Below are 18,388 nucleotides of genomic sequence, written 5' to 3'. Positions count from 1 at the left end.
CTCCCAGCAAGTCGGCGAACAGAGTCCCGTCATCTCAACACATGCCGCTGACATCACGGTCAGCAACCGGGTCACGGAACTTGTGCCAGACCCCAGTCCAGACCGTTAACGCCACCCGGTGGCCAGCCGAGCATAGGTGTGTCCGCATCGCAGGTGGGCCAGGACCAGCAGGGCCTGTCGGGCCGTTCCGAGCCGGCGCCACCGTGTTCCACGTTCACAGCGCAGGACCGTCAGCTTCCCGGCCAGGAACCGTAGGGCGGAACTGGACAGATCGAGTCCCGATGGGTAAACAAGCATGCGAAGCTCCGGGCGGACAGGTTGATCTTGGTCGACAACTCGTCTACCAGGAGCCACACTTCTTCACGCACGCGGCCCCGCTGCCGTGCGACCCGAACTGCCCTGGGCAGGGGGCGCAGGCTCCGCACCGGCCTTCAGAGCGCCGGCAGTGGAAGCGCCACCCGTCGTCCCAGACCGAACTCCTCGGCCTCGTCGTTACTGACGACCGCGACGGTTCCCGCAGGGACGCCAGGAAGGGTGGCCACGCGGGACGCCACCGCCAGAAGATCCCCCTCACCGGCTCCGGTGATGAAGAAGACGTAGACGTCCCCGTCCTCCTCTCCCTCATCGAAGACTTTCACGTCACCTTGGTCTTCGAGATCGGACAGGAAGTCCTCGACCTCCTCGATCCAGGGAAACGGGTGGGAGCCGTCCGGCAGGCCGGACGCCGGCAGCAACGGCACGTGGATCTCAACAACCATGGTGGGCACGAAGGTCATCTTGCCCCCAGAGTCTCCGCCCGGCTCAACCAGGAGCGAGCCGCGTCAACAGCCCTGCTGAGTGCCTGTTTCTGAACCCGGTAGCTGCACGTCAACGGCCGCTAGTCCGGAATGAGAGCTTCGCGTAAGCGTTCGGGGAACGGTCACCGTGACCGTTCCCCGAACGGAAACGGGTGACGCTCACGTGATGGAAGCAGCAGATGCGGCGTACGCGCCATGGCACTGCTCATCGGCAGCGCCATCCAGGGGCCCGCGAAGCCCGGCAGCTTGATCGATCTGAAGGTGGTGGCCACCACCTTCGCCCTCGGGCCGCCGGCTATCAGACTACCGAGCCCACGCGTGCCGGGGGTTCAGAAACAGGCACTGAGGTTGAAAAGGGCTCACTGTGTCATGTCGTGAAGCCCACCCGTTTGGCGGCTCAAGCAGGCTCGGCAGTCGCGGCCGTATCTCCAGGCCGGCCGTGACCAGCGCTCCGAGGAGACCGTTCGGGCGAGCGGGGGGCGGTGCAGGGTCAACGAGCAGGGTACGGATGCCCAGCAGCTCCCCGCCGGTGTCGGATCTGGGACTGTCGCCGACCATGAGCGTACGGGTGGGGTCGACGCCCAACCGCGCGCACGCGATCTCGAAGAGCCGCGGGTCGGGTTTGCGTACGCCTTCCTCAAAAGAGCACACGACGGTGTCCAGCCACCGCAGCAGACCCGCTTTCGCCAGAGGCACGCGGATATCCCAGCCGATGTTGGACACCACGCCACAGCGAACGCCCTCAGCGCGCAGCCGCTCCAGAACATCCGGTGCGTCGGAGTATGTGAGCCATCCGGCCGGAGAAATGTGCCGGTCATAGAGTCCCTGTGCGGCGTCGGGCCATGGAAGGCCGCACTCGTCAAGGACACGCCGATAGAGTGCCTGGTGCAGACCGGGGTCCAGAGCGCGGTGCCGCCACGCGGCGAGCTCGCGGGCGGTGGCCTCCCGCGGTGCGCGAGGGCACGGCAGACCCGCAGCCGCGGCACGCCGCGCCCACGTAGCCGCGTCTAGGGCCGTTACCACCAATCCTGTCTCGGCCAGTGCGCCCACGACCCAGCGAGCCGCAGGCTCAGCGTGCATCAACGTACCCGCGAAGTCGAACAACACCGCGTCTACAGCCACTGGCACACTCCGCTCCTGCCTGACCCCGCGTCCGCAGCGAAGCGCACTCAATCTGGACCCTACCGACCCTCGGCGGGCGCGGCACCGGCTTCGTTGGACCCCGGAATCACGAACCTCGAATGCCGAATTTCGTGCACGGCTTCACGCAAGGCCGCCATGTGGCCGGTTCAGTCGAGCGGGGCGAGCAGGCCGTCTCCGGGCCAAAGGGGGGATCCGGCTTCCGCCCAGGCCAAGTGCCTGCCGACTTCGATGAGCACCTCGATGCGGTCGGAAGGCCCATAGGATTGGTGTGCCCCGGAGGTGGGGTCGATGATGCGGACCTCACTGTGCGGGCCGGCGCACGCCAAGGCGCGGGCGATGTCCGGGAGACTCAGGTTGAGTGCGTCGCAGTCGTTGTCGCGAATGAGTTGCAGCAGGTCGTTGGTCACGGCTTCCCAGTCGCCGACCTCGGGCCATCGGGCGCCTCCGTCGAGCTCGTGCGTGAGTGTGGACAGCGGCACGATCTCGCCCGGCTGGCGGCCGCGGACGAGCAGTTGGTGGATGCGTGCGCCGTCGGGCTGCCGTACACGGGGGTGCAGCAGGGAGGAAGAGGCGACCACCGCGGTGTTGATCTCCTGGGCACCGGCCGGGCGGTAGGGCTCGTGCGCGAAGAGGAGATAGGGGTCCAGGGAGCGGACTGCCCGGCTGGAGTCGGCCTGGGGCATGAGGAAGGTTCCTTTCTGCGGCAGTGGGTCGGGGGTGTGCCGTGGCGCTGGACCGATAGTCGTCCCAGAGGAGGCGGGGGCCTGGTCCACGTCGGCCGTGGCCTGCGTGGTGTGCTCGAGGATCTCGGCTACCTGGTGGGCGAGTTGGAGCATCAGTCGCTCGCAGGCGATGAGGTCGGCTGAGGCTGAACGGGGGTCCAGGTTCTGGAGAAGGCCCGCAGCGTCCCACAGCAGATTGTGGCCGATCTCGGCCGAGCGGCGCAGTTGATAGCGGTCGCTGCCTGCGGCGGCCTGGACGAGGGAGGTGTGCAGGGCGGCGAGGCGCTGCATGTACCGGCAGGCGCTGGCCCCTTCGGCGCAGCGGACGTGTACGCGGGCCTGAGTATCGAGTCGATCGGGCAGGTGATCGGCGAGCAGCGGGACGAGCAGCATGGTCGGCAGTGCGATCTCGGCGGGGGCGCCGTGGCCTATGGCGGTCAGGCCGATGACGAGGCTCATGAGCGCGATGACAGCGGTGGAGCGCCGGAAGGATCCCAAGGCGGTGTCCGGAGCGATCCGATGGGCGGGGCGCCGGGTCAGCCAGCGCAGCGCCAGTCGCTGTATCCGGGTTGCGGTCGCGGGGAGGACCCCGATCTGGTGGGGAATCTCGGGTGGACTGCCGTCGCTGGGAACGGTCCAGGCAAGCCACCCCCACGAGGTGCGTTCGTAGACGAGTACGAGTTCGCAGGCGGCCGGGCAGGTGCTGTCCTGGACGTGGCCGGTCCGCAGGGCACGAGCGTGTTCCTTCTCCCATCGCGCAGGGTCATGGGCGAAGGGCCGCTGATGGTGGCGGGGGCTGCTCACGGCGCCCACCGAGATGGGGCGGCCAACTGGGCTGGAGAGCTGATGGGTTCCATGCCATCAGCTCACTCAGGTCCCCCGACCAGACTGGCGGCCACCAGCCCCGACCGTCGGTCACGATCCGGCAACACTGCCGTCTGGTGCCATGGTCGGGGCCATGGTCGGGCCGACCACGCACTCTGGTCCCAGTGCGCAGCGACGCCGCTGCCCGGTCGCGCGTCATCGGCCGGACTGCGCAACTACCTCGCGGATTCTGCGCAGTCGTTGTGCGCCCCAGCGGCTGCGCACTCCCGCTCTCAGGCCTGCAGACATTCCAGTGCGCAAGTCCGCATGGCGCGTTGCGCGGGCGTTCGTCGCAGCCCGGCCGGCTCCGTCTGGCATCAGGTGTGCGGGTCAACCGACCGCAGGACACCGAGGCGTGCAGCGGTCTCGGTCCGAGGCGCGTGTGCCGGGACTGTGGACGGGCACCAGGTCGTGGTCGGGGTCATGGTCTGGCCGACCATGACCCCGACCACGGACTTCGTGACGCCATCGTGATGGTGGTCGGGGGCTGGTGGTCGGTGGTCCGGTCGGGGCCGGCGGGTTTCCTCAAGGTCAGCAGGTACACGTTCTGACCTGGGAGTTTGACCATGCCCTCTGACACACAGGCCTCGGAGAGCGAGGCTGCTGCGATGCCGGCAGGCATCCGGCTGGAGGCGATGCGGCGCCGCGGGCGCCTGTCACGCCTTGCGGTCTGGACCCTGCTCGCGGCGGGGCCCGTCGCTCTGGGCGTCGCGGTCACCTCCACCCCGACCACCGTCGCAGCAGCCGCCCCGGAAAGGTCCACCAACGTGCGCGTGGCGTCGGCCGCCGCGGATCCGCGCGGCTATGCACAGCTGTTCCTCGGCGCATGGTTGCGCAGCAGCGCGGACGACGCGACGACTGCGCAGGCGCGGCTTGCGCAGTCCATGGCACCAGACGTCGAGCTCCCCGCCCCGGCGTCCGGTGCTCCGGCGGTACCGGCAGCTGTGACAGCGGTGCGCAGCGCGCAGCGCGAGAACAGCATGTGGTCGGTCACGGTAGCTGCGCAGTACGGCAACGGCTCGGTGCGCTACTACACCGTGCCGGTGGCCACGGACCAGTCGGGTACGTCGTTCACGGTGACCGGGGCGCCCGCTGTAGTGGCGGGCCAGTCCCGGGCCACGGTGCACACGCCGGCATACGGCGTGACCGTGTCCGTGGGCGACCTGTCCTCCGCCGTCGCCGAGTTCCTCACCGCCTACCTGACCGGCGCCGGAGAAGTCGACCGCTACCTCGCCCCGGGCGTTTCGCTGTCCGCGGTCTCCCCAGCCCCCTACACCGAGGTCTCCGTTCAGGAGGTCTCCGCCGAAGACGAAGCAGCCGCCTCCGGAAATGTCCCGGCCGACGGCACCACGGTACGTGTCCAGGTGGCGGTCGACGCCGAGGACCGCACCGGCCGCTGGCCGCTGGCGTACGAACTCACGCTCAAGGCCCGCTCGGGCCGGTGGGAGATCGCGGCGCTGGAGTCCGGGACATCACAGAGCGGTGGTGCCCGGTGAACGCGCAGCACAGCCTCATGCTCGCCGGCCAGCTCAGCGACCTCGGCGACAGCTGGATCGAGATGTTCAAGGAGTGGGCGACCAAGGGTTTGGAAGCCGGTCTGCTCGTGCTGGTTGTCGTGATCATGGTTCAGAAGTTCAGTCTGAAGGCGGGCATCGGCGCTCTGCTGCTGATGATCGTGGCGCTGGGCCTGTACAACTCCCGCAACAGCCTTGCGGACATGTTCACCGATGAGGTGAAGCACCCGTCCAAGGGCGCACCGGCCGTCCCCGGGATCGTCCGCTCCGACGTCCCGGCGTCCCGTGGCGGCTCGCTCGGTGCCGGAGGCAAGCTGTGACGGCAGCCGAGGGCCGGGTGGGCCGCTTCTACACCGCCGCCCGGCGCCACCCGTGGGTGCTGGGCAAGGTCGCCGACTGGCGGATCCCACTGGGCCCGTACACGCCCGCGCAGATCGCGGTCGCCGTGGGCGGTGGGTTCCTCCTGGCCAAGACGTTCAGCTGGTGGTCGTGGATGGGGCCGGTCCCCCTGGTCGCGTGGATCCTGGCCATCTGGGCGGTACGCCGCCCGAAGATCCGGGGGCGTGCCCCGATGCAGGCCGCCGTGGGCTGGGTGTTGCTCGGCTGGCAGCCCAGGGGAGGCCGGATCGGTGGGCGTGCCGCCCGCGACCGTGCTGCCCGCCCGCTGCTCGGCGGCTTCACCATCGACGCAACGCCCCAGTCAGACACCGCCGTTCAGGCGGCAGGCCCCCGTGCCGCGCGGGCGGTGCGCCCGGGCGCGGGTCGCTCATCCTCGCGGCGCCGGCCGCCGGACCCGGCTGCTCCCGGAGCGGTGGCGCAACCGGTGTCGGGCGTGCAGCAGCTGCTCGCGCTCGCCCAGCGGATGGGGGGCGAGCTGTGAGGGTTCCGGTCCGTCACCTCTCCGGCCATCTGGTGTGGTCGGCGCAGGGCAGTGTGTGGGCGATCTACCGGCTGTGTCCGGGCCCGGACGCTGAGGGGCAGCGCGAGGAGACGGTCCAGGGCACCTACGCGCCCTCCGCTGTTCGTGACGAGCAACTCGGCCGGATCACACACTTGGTGCGCTCCTTGTCCGGGGCACCGCGGCTGTACGGTCTGTGCGCGCAGGTGGATCCTGGGGAAATCGCCCTGCGCATGATCGAAGGCATCGAGCCGGACGGGCAGCCGAGGGGCACCGGCGAGCACCCATGGGTCGAGAACGTCGAAGCGGCTCTGGAACTGCTCGCTGACCAGGAGATGCACCGGCGCACCCTGTGGTTGGCCGTGCCCTTGCAGACCGATACGGCCGCCCTTCAGATCACGGCATCGCTGGGAGCGGCCTGGGCGGAGCTGTCTCCGCTGCTGGGCATGCGGCCGGCGCCGGTGTCCCGGCGTGAGGTGACCTCCTACCGCGAGCAGGCCTCGCGGGTGGAAGCCGCGCTCGCCGGCAGCATCACCTTCCGCCCCGCCCACCCGGCCGAAATCGTGTGGATGATCCAGCACGCCCTCCACCGCGGCATGGACGAGCCGCTGCTCGCCGAAGCCGAGACCAGCGAGCTGTACGGCGGGCACGTCCAGGACGGCGTGCTGCGCTCCCCCAGTTACGCCGACCTCGGGCAGGTCCGGCTGGAGGAGGGCGGCGTCGAATCCGGCCTCGACGGCGACGACGAGGCCAGGAAGAGGGGCCGCATGTCGCTGTCGGGCCGCAAGGCGTGGTGGCGGGCACGTAGCGCTTCACCGCTCGGGCGGCGCTGGCTGCAGGTCGAAACAGACTCCGGCATTGGCTACCAGGCGCAGTTGGCGCTGGCCGAGTGCCCGCCCTCCGTCGGTCAAGACGCGGCCGATGTGTTCGCCCAGCTGGAGATGCTCGACTTCCCCGTCGACTACGCCGTCGACCTCACGCTCGTGCCCGCGGAGAAGGCCCGCGACCAGGTACGGCGCAAGAAGACGGAACTCGTCGACCAGGCCGACCAGTACGACGCACGCCCCACCGGCATGCCCTCCTCGCTCACCGCCGCCGCCCGCGACCTGGGCGAGCTCGACGCCCGCCTGTCCCGCACCTCGGTCGAGGTCGAGGTGCAGTCCGTCACCGTGCTGACGGTGTGGGGGCCCACCGCCGCCGTGTGCGACGCCCGGGCCCAGGCCCTGGCCGCGTTGCTCGGCGGCGCCGACTACCGCGCCGTGCGCCCGGCCGGCCTGCAGGAGGCCCTGTTCACCCTGGGATTGCCCGGCACACTGCGGCCCGGCGTCGTACGGGAGTTCACCCAGCACCAGATCAGCGAAGACTGGGCGTTGGGCGGGGCCTTCACCACATCCGAGGTCGGCGACCCCAGCGGCATGCTCCTTGGTTTCGACCTGGACAGCGGCACCACCCGCCCCGTCCTGATCAACATCGCGGACGCGCCCAAGGTCGACGCCTCCGCCTCCATGGGCGTCGTCGGGGATCTTGGTGCGGGCAAGAGCGTCCTTCAGAAGCTGATCACCGAGGCGGTGTGGGCGCGGGGTGGCTGCGCCATCTGCATCGACCGCACCCCCCTGCGCGAATGGGCCGTCTTCGCCCGTACGGCAGCCAAGGGCCGCGCACAGATCATCGACGCCGCGCAGGCCGAAATGTCCATCGACCCGCTGCGCATGTTCGGCGGACCGGAGGGCCGGCACTACGCCCTGTCCTACCTCACCCTGCAACTCGGCATCGGCCCGATGAGCACGAACGGCGAAGTCCTCCACCACGCGGTAGAGCAGGCCGCCGCCGGCCCGGAGCCGTCCATGCACCGCGTCCTCGAAGTCCTCGAATACATGGCCTCGAGCGGTTCCGGTAAGCGCACGGACGCGGCTGCCACTCTCGCCGGCCTCGTCCGCGTGGTCGCCAGCAACTCCCTGGCCCGGATGGTCTTCGACCCCGCGCTGCCTCCGGTGCGGCTGGACGCCTCCACCAACTCCGACATGATCGTGATCACTACGGCCGGGCTGAAGTTGCCGCCCGCGGCCGCCGTTGACAAACCCGAAGTTCTGCATCAGCAGCCGCTGGAGGCGCTGATCGGTCGCGCGGTGCTGTACCTGATCGCGGCGATCGCCCGGCAGACCGCCTTCGAGGATCCCGACCGGTTCACCGCGTTCGTCACGGACGAGTTGTACTGGCTCACCTCGTCCGCCGAAGGCACGGCGCTGGTCCACGAGATCCTCCACGACGGCCGCAAGCACGGCGCGGGCCTGCTCGCAGGGTCCCACGACGCCGAGGAACTCGGCCCAGACCGGGGACTGATGGCCTACCGGGCCCTCGCGCGCACAACAGACCGTGAACGCGCCCGGCGTGGTCTGGAGTTCATCGGTCTGGATCCAGCAGACCCCGAGCTGCTGCGGCTGGTCACGACCGGCCTGTCCCCGGTCGGTCGCAAGGGCCGCGAGGGCGAGGTCCTGATCACGAGCCCCCGGCAGAACACCGGCCGCGTCAAGGTCCACATCCCCCGCATCGCACGTATCGCCTCTTCGATCACCACCACCCCGGGACGGCGTGCGCGTGCTGCCTCCTCTGCCGTTCCGGGGCCGCCCGCCGGTGAGGTCGTGGGTGACCGTCAAAAGGAGCACATCTGATGATCCGTTCCTCCCGGGACCACTGCCGGCATGCTGTCGCGGCAGTGAGCACTTTCACTGTGACCGTCCTGGTCGGCTGCCTACTCTCGGCATCCGCCGGTACGCGTTCCGGGGACCGGGATCGCTGTGCCGTGATCGCCGGTCCCGCCAGGATGTACTGCGAGCGCGACGCCACCGCCACCGCCTCCCCGGACCATCGCCTGGAGGCTGCCAGCGCGGTGTGGATGCTCGCCGCAGCCGGCGCCGGTGCGCTGGCCCGGGTCGTGGTGCGGCGGCACAGCTCCCGACATGGGCTAAGGCGGCGTTGACGTGCCCCGCCCAGACCGCGCGGCCCTGCGCTCGGCCAGCTTCGTCGTCCTGCTCACCAGCATGTTCCTCGTGGTCAACACCCAGGTCGTGTACGCGGCCGGCAGCACGAGCGAGACCGGAGACCTGCTCGCCCCTCTGAACATCACCTCCTCCGAGGGGGTGCCGATCACCGGGTACGACCTGAACGCTTCAGGCGGCTCGATCATCAACTTCAAAGGGCAGGCCTTGGCATTCGGCATGTCCGGGCTGTTCACGCTGATCCGGCTGCTGGTCGGGCTGGCCGGGTGGGCGATCGAGGTCGCCTTCCGGTTCCCGCTGCTGAAAATCCTCACCCGCCCGGCGCAGAAGGTGGCCGACACCTACGACAGCGTGGTCGTCGACACACTCGGGCTGAAGGGTCTTCTGCTCGCCTGGGCGTTCGTGTTCGCCGGGTTCATGATCGTGCGGGGGCGGGTCGGCCACGGTCTGGGGGAAATTTTTCTCACCCTCCTCATCGGGGCGATCGCAGCCTCCGCTCTCGTCCGCCCCGACACCCTGCTCGGCCAGGACGGGCCGCTGGGTCAGGCCCAACAGGTAGCCGCCGAGGTCGCCCAGCAGAGCGTCGCCTCCTACGACTGGGGCGGCAAGATCGCCAGTGCTGACCCGTGCGCGGGCATGGCGGGCAACGCGGAACTCAAATGCCTGCAGCAGGAAGACGAAGCGCCCGTCTCCGCTGAGGATGTGGCCCGGCCGCTTCAGGACTCCATCACCAACGCCTTGATCGTCAAACCGTTCATGCTGCTGGAGTACGGGCGCATCCTCGATCCCGCCAAGAAGTCCGATCGCGAGGCCTACGCCATCCATCTCAAATGGGTCACCGGCGGTTATAGGGCCTCCGACAGCGATGAGGACAGGAAGGACTACTGCAGCCTGATCTACGGCCCAGGCAAGAAGTACTGCGAGGAGCTGAACAAGGACAACTGCGCAGGAATCGACGGTCCCGGCAAGCAGCTGTGCGAAGCCGACAACAGCGGGGGTCTGCCGGGGCTGACATCCGGAAGCGACCTGCTCAACGCCTCCAATGCGCTCGTCTCTGAGGACGACCGCGAGTTCGCCGCTTTCCTCGCCGACATGAAGAAGGCCGGCCCGGTCGGCAAAGCGTGTGCCGCCTACGCCGAGGAGCCCACCTGGTGGCGGGTCGGCGGTGCGCTGTTGCTGCTGATCGCCGCGCTGTTCATCTGCGGGATGCTGCTGTCCAGCGCGATCGTGCTGCTGGGCACCCAGGGCGTGTGCGTGGGGGCGGCGGCGGTCGGCGGTGTCACGTTCGTGGCGGGGATGCTGCCCGGCCCGGCCCGGCAGTCGGTGTGGAAGTGGCTGTCCCTGTGGGGCATCGCCATCATGGCCGTCATCGGGATCTGCGCGTTCATCCCGTTCTTCGGGATCGCCATCGACGCCACCGTGACCTCCGGTCCCAACCTGATGGTGGAGCGGATCCTGCTCATCGACGTGCTGGCCATCGCCGGGGCGGCGGGACACCGCAGACTACTGACCGGCATCACCTCCTTCGGCCAGCGCATGGCCATGCGGATGCGCTACGCCAAGGTCGGCGGCACCCACCTGCCCGGTGACACCTCGGAGCTCGGTGCGGCACTCGCCATGAACTCCCCCGCCGCACTCGCCGGATACGGCGGCGGGCTGCGTCTGCTCGCCGGCGGCGGCCGGTACGGGATGCTCGGCACCCGCAGCCGGCTGATGGGGTTGGTCTCCGCCCTGGCCGACGGCGCCGGGATGCCGGTGAACACCGGCGGGCTGCTCGGCGACGCCATGGCGGAAGCCAGCCGCGGTCTCGCCCCGCTGACCGCGGCCGCGACCGCAGGTGGGCTCGGGGCGCGTCTGGGCTTGCGGGGAGCGTACGGGCTGCTGATCGGCAGCCGACCGGACCCGGAGCAGCTGGCCAAGTGGCGCAAGGCGACCGCCGACGGCGACCCGGAAGCCGACGGCCCGTTCCCCGGGGGCGGCGGTTGGGGCGGCGGGGGGCCGCTTCGACCCGGGGGGCCTCCCGACCCGTACCGCAATGACGACGGCCAGATCATCGACCCGGACACCGGCCTGATACTGCACGACCAGAACACCGACCGCACGCTGCTGTCGACCCGTGCGCACAACCACCTGGTTCGCTACCGCGGCTACCGCATCCTCAACCGGGGCGGGCGGGCCGTGTATGGGGCGACCTACGGGCTGCCGGTCACCGCTCGCCGGGCGCAGGCCGGGAAGTCCCGCTACACCCAGGACGCTCGCCAGCAGCTGAAGGTGTGGGGGAACACTCTGAGCGAAGACGGCAGGGCCTGGCCCGAGGCCGGCCGGTACGTTGCCCGCACCCTGCGGGACAACGCCGCCGACCGCGGCGGCGCCGCTCCGTTCACCCGCCGCCTGGCCAAGACGGTCACGCCAGCCGCGGCATCCAACAGGCGGAATTCCGGTCCGTCGGCCCCACCCAACAAGCCCGCCCCACTGGCGCCGGACCTCGGGACCCAGCCCGATAAGCGCCGCGGCACCAACCAGCCGCCGACGGCCCCTCCCCCTCCGTCCAACGGTGATGCGGATGGCTCTGCCGACCGCAGCGGCCAGGCCCTGACGAAGGAATCACAGGAACGGGAGGAACGCCTGCGTGAAATACGGGAGCGGTGGAGTCGAGAGGGCGGTGACGACGGGTGAGGCAGAGCCGTCGCCGTCTGGCAAAGTGGACGTGTCTCCTGGTGCTGTTGCTGCTGGCCGCTGTGTGCTGCGCCGCGCCGGTGGGTAACGCGATCAGCGCGTACGTCGCGCTGAAGGCTGAGGTCCAGGACGCGAGCGGGATCGCCGAGGGCGGCAGCGCGGCGGACATCCCGCCACGGATGCTGACCGCGTACAAGAAGGCGGTCCGGCAGGTCGGCAGGTACGTGCCGACCTGCCAGGGCATGCGCTGGCCGATCCTCGCCGGGATCGCCAAGGTCGAGTCCAACCACGCCATCGGCCACAGCATCACCGCCAGCGGCGACATCCACCCGAAGATCTACGGGGTCCTCCTCAACGGCTCCGGCGAGGGCGGCAACACCACCGTGGTCGCGGACACCGACAACGGCCGCTGGGACGGCACCGCGAACGGGGAGCGCGCGGTCGGGCCATTCCAGTTCCTGCCCTCCACGTGGGAGGCAGTCGGCGAGGACGGCAACGGCGACCACGTCGCCGACCCGCACAACGCCGACGATGCCGCGCTCGGCGCCGTGATCTACACCTGCGGAAGCGGCCGCGACCTGGCCCAGCACGAACAGCTCAAGGCGGCGCTGCTTGGCTACAACCAGTCCAGTGCGTACGTCGCCAACGTGCTGGGCTGGATCGACCAGTACACGGCGGCTGCCAAGGACCCCGACCTCAAGGACGTCACCGGGACGGCCCGCACCGTCCTTGAGGCAGCGCTCTCCCAGCGGGGCGTGGCCTATTCGTGGGGCGGTGGCAACGCGAACGGCCCCTCGTACGGCATCTGCTGCTCACCCAGCGGCAAGAGCGGCACGCAGATCAGAGGCTTCGACTGCTCAGGGCTGACCACCTTCGCGTACGCCCAGGCTGGCATCAGTCTTCCGCGTACCGCGGCTGCCCAGGCCGGCCTCGGGCTACGGATCCCGGCCAGTCTCGGCACCGACGTCCTCAAACCGGGCGACCTCGTGTTCTACGCCACCGTTCCCGGACGCGACTCCACGATCTACCACGTCGGGATCTACCTGGGCGCAGGACAGATGGTCGACGCCCCGCGCCCGGGCACCGTCGTGCGCTTGGACGCTGTCAACGCGATGGCCGGCTTTGCGGGAGGCGCTCGGTTGACATGACCGCCATCTCTGTAGGTTCCGAGAAGAGATGGCAGTGTCCAGGTGATCTGTCGTCAACGTGTCGGTCGACGCTCTCTTTTCGACCCGGCCCTCGTGCCGCCACCGCCATCACGGATCACATCGCTCCCAGCTGCACCGACAGATCGCGATATCGGTCGAACGCCTCGCGAGCATCCGGAACGAACTCCCGATGCCGGACCAGGTCCGTCAGTTCGGACTCCGTCAGCCAGTCATGCCAAGCAACCTCCGAAGGATCGGGCCGGACCGGTTCCGTGACGACGACCTCATGCAGACCGAGCCAATACGGGCTGTTCACGCCGTCGCACAAGAACTTGAACAGGAAACGAGGACGGGCATGAACACCAAGCTCTCCACCAACTCACGTGCAGCAGCATCCTCATACGCCTCGGCCACGTCCACCGCGCCTCCGAGCATCCAGTTGATCTGTTCCGGAAAGAGAGCGACATCGTCTGGACGACGGTGGACAAGGAACCGCCCCGCACCGTTGCGGCACACGATCGTCGATATGCGATGCAACCACCGGTGCCGGATCGCCTCCCCTCTCCGCAACAGCCACCACCTCGTCACACTCATCAACCCGCTCAGCAAGTCCACCTATGGAGCACACGATGACAGAGGGAACCGACAAGCCCTCCAGAGCACGCACTCTGCTCGGCGGCACCAGCTCGTCTCCTGCCCGGAGGAAAACGACAGATACGCAGGACGATCCCGCCGACAGACCGGCCGGACAACCGTCCGAGACCCCCGGTCATCAAGGCCTCGGGCGACAAATCAGATCGGAACCTACAATCTCCCGCTCACCGCGCAGGGTGCTGCTGAGCACGGCCGTGCTCGCCGTCTCCGGCATCGTCTTGCTGGTCTGGCCGTACGGCCAGGGGAGACCGCCTTCCCTCGCCTCGGCGTCGCCCCCGATCACGGTCATCGCGTCCAGCAGCCGGGAGGCCTCAGGGCTTGTGGCCTCCGGCGCAGAGTCGGACGTCCGTATATCCGGTTCCTCGGTGCCCACCGGATCGGCGGCACGGTCGGGAGTCCAGCCCGCGCCGCCCCTGCACGGTGAGGGCATCCCCGGTGACCGTGCCGTCCAGCGGTCTCTGGAGGCGGCCTGGTCCGCCGACCTCCCGGCCGCCGACCAACGGGAATTGCTCGCTGCCGGTCGGGCGCTGCTGCGCGCGGACGCCACCGGTGTCGACCGGGCACAGTGGCCAGGCGTTTTCCCCGCCTCCGGCCAGGCGTTTGCACCGGCGTTCGCGACCGCCGGCTTCCGGATCCAGGCGGCGATCGCCCGCCGCCGCGGCGGCCCCGACCAGGCAGTGGTCCATCTGGTGTGGGCGGGCACGGACCGCGGGGGCACCTTCACCGATCTCCGCACCGCTGAGTGGTTCTTCACCCGTTCGATCAAGAAGGGAACGACGATGTGGATTCCGCGAACCCGGACCTGACCGTGCGGGCCCATGAGACGGCGGCGAGCGGGTTGGCGGGCCTGTTTGCCGGGTTCACCAACGTCACCGTCTGGCTCTACGAGCACTGGTACCTGCTTGCCCTGGCCATCGCTGTGTGCTGGGGCATGGTGGAACAGACGGCCCGCTGGCTCGCGGCGCGTGCTTCATCCCAGCGGATGGCCCTGGAGCTGGTCTCCTCCCCGCACTTCGACCCGAGCCTGGAAGAGATCTTCCGGCGTGGAGTCCAGCTCGCCCGCGCGTCCACGTCCATGCCGTGGTGGACCCCGCGCCGGTCGAAGGCCGTGCAGATCCGGCTGCGTGCGGACGGCAGTGCACCGCTGCGGTACCGCATCGAGGGCCCCGCGGGTGGTCAGAGGCTATTGTCGATCACACCGTTCGGGCCGGACGTCACGGTCGCTCAAGGCCGTCCGATCGTCGACAAGCCGAGGACGCACACTGTGCGGGCCGAGTTCATCCTGCGGGGCAAGCCCACGGCCCCGCTGCGCGAGGTACCGCTGGCCCCCGATCCGCTCCAGCCGCTCGTCGATGCGGTGTCCGACCTGCGCGCTGAGCTCGGAGATCTCGCCGAGATCCGCCTCGACATCCAGCGTGCCCCGAAGTGGGTCCTGCGGACGCGCAGGATGCAGCTCATGGGGGCCGCGCGCCGTGCGGAACGCCGCGAGTCCCAGCGCGCCACGCGCTGGCTCCGGCAGGACGCCGCCGACATCGAGGACTCTCTGGCCTGGCAACTGCGCCAGCTCCTCAGCGACAAGTCCGGGGCTGGCTCCGGCCGGCGGCTGGTGATGCCGCCGACACCGCGCCGGGTGGATCCGGTCGAGGCACTGGGCAAGCTCGCCGAGGACGACCACCTGGTCCGGGTCCAGCTGCTGGTGATGTGCGCCTCGAATACCGAAGGGCGCGCGCACGCGAGACTCGCCCAGCTCCAGGCCGCGTTCGATGTGTTCGGCGGCCGCTCGCGGTGGGCGATGCGCGGCTGGAAGCTGGGACCCTGGCGGTTCGGTGCCGACCGCTGGCCCACCCGGCGCGGCTTCGAACGCCGCTGGAATCTGGGGCACTGCCAACCGCCGCGCCCGAACTGGGTCCGGCTGGAAGAACTGACCGGTCTGCTCAAGCCCCCCACCGTGCACTGCCGCCTTCCAGTACTCGCCGGTGACCTGCCGACCTTTGAATTCGGTAACCCCGAGTTGCTGCTGCAGGGCATCTACCGGGGCCCGGACGGCCGACAGCGGCTGGTGGCCACCTACGCGGCGGAAACGCTGTTCGAAGTCGGGGTTGGCAAGGCTGGCGGCGGCAAAACGGAAAGAGCCCTGGCGCAGGCGATCGGCTGGGCACATGCGGGCGGAGGGCTGGTCTTCGTCGACCCGCACCGCGACTCGTGGCCACGGGCCATGCCCTTCCTGGCCCACGACACCCTGATGCGGCGGATCGCGCTGGTCGATCTCAACGGACTCGGCCCCAACCCGCGGGTCAGCTCCTGGAATCCACTCGGGATGCATCAGGGTGGAACGGCCCACGAAGTCGTCGAGGCGATCGCCGACGCCTTTGCCTCCGTGCTGGCCTGGGACGATGCCACGGCTCCGCGGGCGCTGGCCATCCTCACCGCCGCGCTGACCGTGCTGGTCGCGGTAAACGAGGCGGCCTGCCGGGCTGACCGTCCCGAGGACCAAGCCACGATTTTCCACATGCGGGCTCTGGTCAACGATGCCGGGTTCCGCACAGCAGCCCTCGCCGCAGTAGCGGACCGGCTCGACGAGGAAACCCGCGCCTGGTGGCAGTCTGTGTTCCCGACCCTGCCGCCCGACGCCTTCGCCGTGGTCCTCAACCCGATCGCCCGTCTGGCCGCCAACCCGGTCACCCGGGCCTTCCTCGGCCAGCCCGCCGGCGCCTACAACATCCGTACCGCGATGGACTCTAAGATGATTGTGTGGGTGTGCCCGGGCGGCAACGGCCCTACCGACCGCCTGTTGACCGCACTCCTTGCCCGGGATCTGCTGCGGGCCGCCCGCTCACGGCGCGACACCCCAGAGGGAAAGAGGGTGCCGTTCCGCCCGTACTTCGACGAACTCATCACCCTCACCGGAGCGGCCCCGGAGACCATCGCCGCCATGTTCGAGGACCTCCGCAAGTACCGGTGCCACATCCACGGCATGACGCAGCTGTTGCCCCGGCTTCCCGGACCGGTGCGGCTGTCCCTGCTGCAGAACGCGTCAACCCTCGCCACCACGGCCGGCTCGATGGCGGCGATCGCCCCGATCACCGCCGAGTGGGGTGACGACCCCAGCCCCGACCGGGTCGCCACCATGAACCGCTTCGAGCACTACATCTCCATGAACGTGCGCGGACGCCGCGTCGGGCCCGTCCGGCTACGAGGGCCGCACCTGGACGACGTCTTCGCCGACCTGGCCCGTCCACAGCAGGTCAGGGCTCTAGAGCGGACCGCCCGCGCGAACGCTCAGGCACTTCCGCTCAAGGAGCTCACCGACCACGCCGCCGGACAGCTCGGCCGTGTCGCCGGCTTCCTCGCCGCGCACTCTCCTGCCGACAGCGCTGGCGCTCACCTGCCACGTGAGAAGAAACAGGAGTTCGAATGACCACCGCCCGGCTCAAGGACCGTGCCGTACCAGGCTTCAGGTCCCTCGCGCATCAACTCCCCTGTGCGCTGGCCCCGCACCAACTCGCTTCGGCCGGTCAACTGCACGTCCGCTTACCGACCGGCAGTTCCCCTCAGGTGTGCCCTGCGGCCTCGAAAGCGCAGCACCGCAGCTTCACCCGGCCGCGATCCCAGGCCGCCGCCCCGGCGGGGCGGCGGCCGACCGCACCTGCCCGGCCCGGCCCGGCCCGCCCGCATAGGGAGTTGATGTGAAAGCCACACCACGACACTTTTCAGCACGCAGCTACGCTGGCGTCCACGGCGGGATCCACGACCGCGATCGCTCCGATCACCGCGGAATGGGGGGACAGGCCGAGCGCGGACGAGGTGTCCGTGCTCGACCGGTTCGAGCACTACGTGTCCTTCACCGTCGGCGGTCGCTGTATCGATCGGTCCGGATCAGCGGCCCGCACCTGGACGAGGTCTTCGCCGACTACGCCCGTCCCCGCAACGTCGGCGCCCTGGAGCGCGCCGCCCGGGTCATGGCCGGGGCCGCGCCGCTCGATGAGCTCTCCGCCACTGCTGCCGCCCAGCAGGACCGCGTCGCCGGCTTCCTTGCCGAGCGTGCTCCCGCCGCGACGGCGGACGTACGCCTGAGCAGGCACACGAGGGGATACCGGTGACCGCCGCAGCCGCCTACGGCTCCGTGCCGACCTCCCGGTCAGCTGCCGATCTTCCGCATGGGGGCGTAGCGGAGGTGGAGCCGCTTGAGGTTCTTCTGGGGGCCGAAGGACACCAGGGCGACGGCACGGAGCCCTTCGCCCTTGACTTCGATCACGGTGCCGATGCCGAAGCGGTCGTGCTCGACGACGTCGCCGGCCGCCACGGCGTCGACGCGGGGCCCGGGCGCGCGGCCGCGCTCCTCCTGGTGCTCGGCCCGGTACTCCATGACTGCCTGAGCACCTGTCGCGAATGCGGGGCCGGCTGGTTCGGGCACGGTGGCCTTGACCGACCACCAGCCTCCGTCGGAAGCAGGCGAATCCGCGTGCGGGGGCTGCTGCGGGGGCAGCGGCTCGGTGTACCGCACGGTCGGGTTGGGCTGCTCCCACCAGGCGGAGGTCGTGGCGGGCGGTGCGGGCGCGGGTGCTCGAGGCCGCTCGCCGCCGGTGGGGACGGGAGGGCTGGTCAGCATCGCCAGCAGGGTCGCGGCGGTCGGGCGGCGTACGGGCTGCTTGCGCAGGCAGGCCGTGAGGACGGGCCGCAGCGCGTTGGGAATCGCAGTGAGGTCAGGTTCGTCGTGCACCACCCGGTGGAGCAGCGCGGGTACGGTGCCGTGGCCGAACGGGCCGGTGCCGGTGGCTGCGTAGTAGAGCACGGCGCCGAGGGAGAAGACGTCGCTGGCCGGGCCGGTTCGCGCGCCGTTGGCCTGTTCCGGCGACATGTAGGCGGGGGTGCCGAGGGTTCCGCCGACAGTGGTGAGGGTGGCTGCGGTGTCCGCGCGGGCGATCCCAAAGTCGATGATGCGGGGTCCGTCCTCGGTGACCAGGATGTTCGCCGGT

15 protein-coding genes and 1 pseudogene are annotated in these 18,388 nt (G+C 69.8%); 8 read left to right on the top strand and 8 right to left on the bottom strand.

The window, feature by feature from the left end; genetic code table 11:
• Positions 1 to 111 precede the first annotated feature (111 nt).
• From ACZ5K7_RS36725 to ACZ5K7_RS36710, 4 genes and pseudogenes are all read right to left on the bottom strand, one after another.
• Positions 112 to 297 (bottom strand): annotated as a pseudogene (locus ACZ5K7_RS36725) (IS5/IS1182 family transposase); the annotation flags it as partial.
• 134 nt (positions 298 to 431) lie between these two features.
• Complete coding sequence (locus tag ACZ5K7_RS36720) at positions 432 to 776, bottom strand: hypothetical protein (protein ID WP_468920737.1); 345 nt, start codon at positions 774 to 776, stop codon at positions 432 to 434.
• A 324-nt stretch (positions 777 to 1,100) separates the two neighbouring features.
• Positions 1,101 to 1,904: an HAD family hydrolase gene (locus tag ACZ5K7_RS36715; protein ID WP_468920757.1), complete on the bottom strand. Its 804-nt coding sequence runs from the start codon at positions 1,902 to 1,904 to the stop codon at positions 1,101 to 1,103.
• Between the two features lie 182 nt (positions 1,905 to 2,086).
• Positions 2,087 to 3,466 carry a hypothetical protein gene (locus ACZ5K7_RS36710; protein ID WP_468920734.1) on the bottom strand — a complete coding sequence of 460 codons (1,380 nt, stop codon included), beginning with the start codon at positions 3,464 to 3,466 and terminating at the stop codon, positions 2,087 to 2,089.
• Between the two features lie 626 nt (positions 3,467 to 4,092).
• Here ACZ5K7_RS36710 and ACZ5K7_RS36705 point away from each other — a divergent pair.
• The 6 genes from ACZ5K7_RS36705 to ACZ5K7_RS36680 all read left to right on the top strand — a co-directional run bounded on the left by ACZ5K7_RS36705 (position 4,093) and on the right by ACZ5K7_RS36680 (position 12,758).
• Positions 4,093 to 5,022, top strand: a complete 930-nt coding sequence (locus ACZ5K7_RS36705; RefSeq protein ID WP_468920731.1) for a conjugal transfer protein — start codon at positions 4,093 to 4,095, stop codon at positions 5,020 to 5,022.
• A 17-nt stretch (positions 5,023 to 5,039) separates the two neighbouring features.
• On the top strand, positions 5,040 to 5,360 hold the full coding sequence (locus ACZ5K7_RS36700; protein ID WP_468920754.1) for a hypothetical protein: 321 nt from the start codon (positions 5,040 to 5,042) through the stop codon (positions 5,358 to 5,360).
• Entirely contained in the window at positions 5,357 to 5,920 is a 564-nt protein-coding gene (locus tag ACZ5K7_RS36695) for a hypothetical protein (protein ID WP_468920728.1), read from the top strand. The genes ACZ5K7_RS36700 and ACZ5K7_RS36695 overlap by 4 nt, the downstream gene beginning before the upstream one ends.
• Positions 5,917 to 8,607, top strand: a complete 2,691-nt coding sequence (locus tag ACZ5K7_RS36690) for an ATP-binding protein (RefSeq protein WP_468920726.1) — start codon at positions 5,917 to 5,919, stop codon at positions 8,605 to 8,607. Before ACZ5K7_RS36695 ends, ACZ5K7_RS36690 begins: the two co-directional genes overlap by 4 nt.
• Before the next feature lie 309 nt (positions 8,608 to 8,916).
• The gene (locus ACZ5K7_RS36685; protein ID WP_468920723.1) at positions 8,917 to 11,610 is read left to right on the top strand and encodes a hypothetical protein; all 2,694 of its coding nucleotides are present in this window, start codon (positions 8,917 to 8,919) and stop codon (positions 11,608 to 11,610) included.
• Between the two features lie 41 nt (positions 11,611 to 11,651).
• Positions 11,652 to 12,758: a C40 family peptidase gene (locus tag ACZ5K7_RS36680; protein WP_468920721.1), complete on the top strand. Its 1,107-nt coding sequence runs from the start codon at positions 11,652 to 11,654 to the stop codon at positions 12,756 to 12,758.
• 115 nt (positions 12,759 to 12,873) lie between these two features.
• On the opposite strand, the gene ACZ5K7_RS36675 is transcribed toward ACZ5K7_RS36680, so the two are convergent.
• Positions 12,874 to 13,074, bottom strand: a complete 201-nt coding sequence (locus ACZ5K7_RS36675) for an NUDIX hydrolase (RefSeq protein ID WP_468920718.1) — start codon at positions 13,072 to 13,074, stop codon at positions 12,874 to 12,876.
• Positions 13,071 to 13,352 carry an NUDIX domain-containing protein gene (locus ACZ5K7_RS36670; protein ID WP_468920751.1) on the bottom strand — a complete coding sequence of 94 codons (282 nt, stop codon included), beginning with the start codon at positions 13,350 to 13,352 and terminating at the stop codon, positions 13,071 to 13,073. The genes ACZ5K7_RS36675 and ACZ5K7_RS36670 overlap by 4 nt, the downstream gene beginning before the upstream one ends.
• Positions 13,353 to 13,588: 236 nt before the next feature.
• Here ACZ5K7_RS36670 and ACZ5K7_RS36665 point away from each other — a divergent pair, with 236 nt between their 5' ends.
• Positions 13,589 to 14,218 carry a hypothetical protein gene (locus tag ACZ5K7_RS36665; protein WP_468920716.1) on the top strand — a complete coding sequence of 210 codons (630 nt, stop codon included), beginning with the start codon at positions 13,589 to 13,591 and terminating at the stop codon, positions 14,216 to 14,218.
• Positions 14,194 to 16,830, top strand: coding sequence for an ATP/GTP-binding protein (locus ACZ5K7_RS36660; RefSeq protein ID WP_468920713.1), 2,637 nt, complete (start codon positions 14,194 to 14,196; stop codon positions 16,828 to 16,830). Before ACZ5K7_RS36665 ends, ACZ5K7_RS36660 begins: the two co-directional genes overlap by 25 nt.
• Positions 16,831 to 17,242: 412 nt before the next feature.
• On the opposite strand, the gene ACZ5K7_RS36655 is transcribed toward ACZ5K7_RS36660, so the two are convergent.
• Together ACZ5K7_RS36655 and ACZ5K7_RS36650 are read right to left on the bottom strand one after the other, a co-directional pair.
• Positions 17,243 to 17,494 carry a hypothetical protein gene (locus ACZ5K7_RS36655; RefSeq protein ID WP_468920711.1) on the bottom strand — a complete coding sequence of 84 codons (252 nt, stop codon included), beginning with the start codon at positions 17,492 to 17,494 and terminating at the stop codon, positions 17,243 to 17,245.
• A 56-nt stretch (positions 17,495 to 17,550) separates the two neighbouring features.
• Positions 17,551 to 18,375, bottom strand: a complete 825-nt coding sequence (locus ACZ5K7_RS36650) for a serine/threonine-protein kinase (RefSeq protein WP_468920748.1) — start codon at positions 18,373 to 18,375, stop codon at positions 17,551 to 17,553.
• Between the last annotated feature and the right edge of the window lie 13 nt (positions 18,376 to 18,388).

The organism is Streptomyces sp. NPDC031497, assembly GCF_055580905.1.
This window is presented reverse-complemented; position numbering and strand designations above follow the sequence as displayed.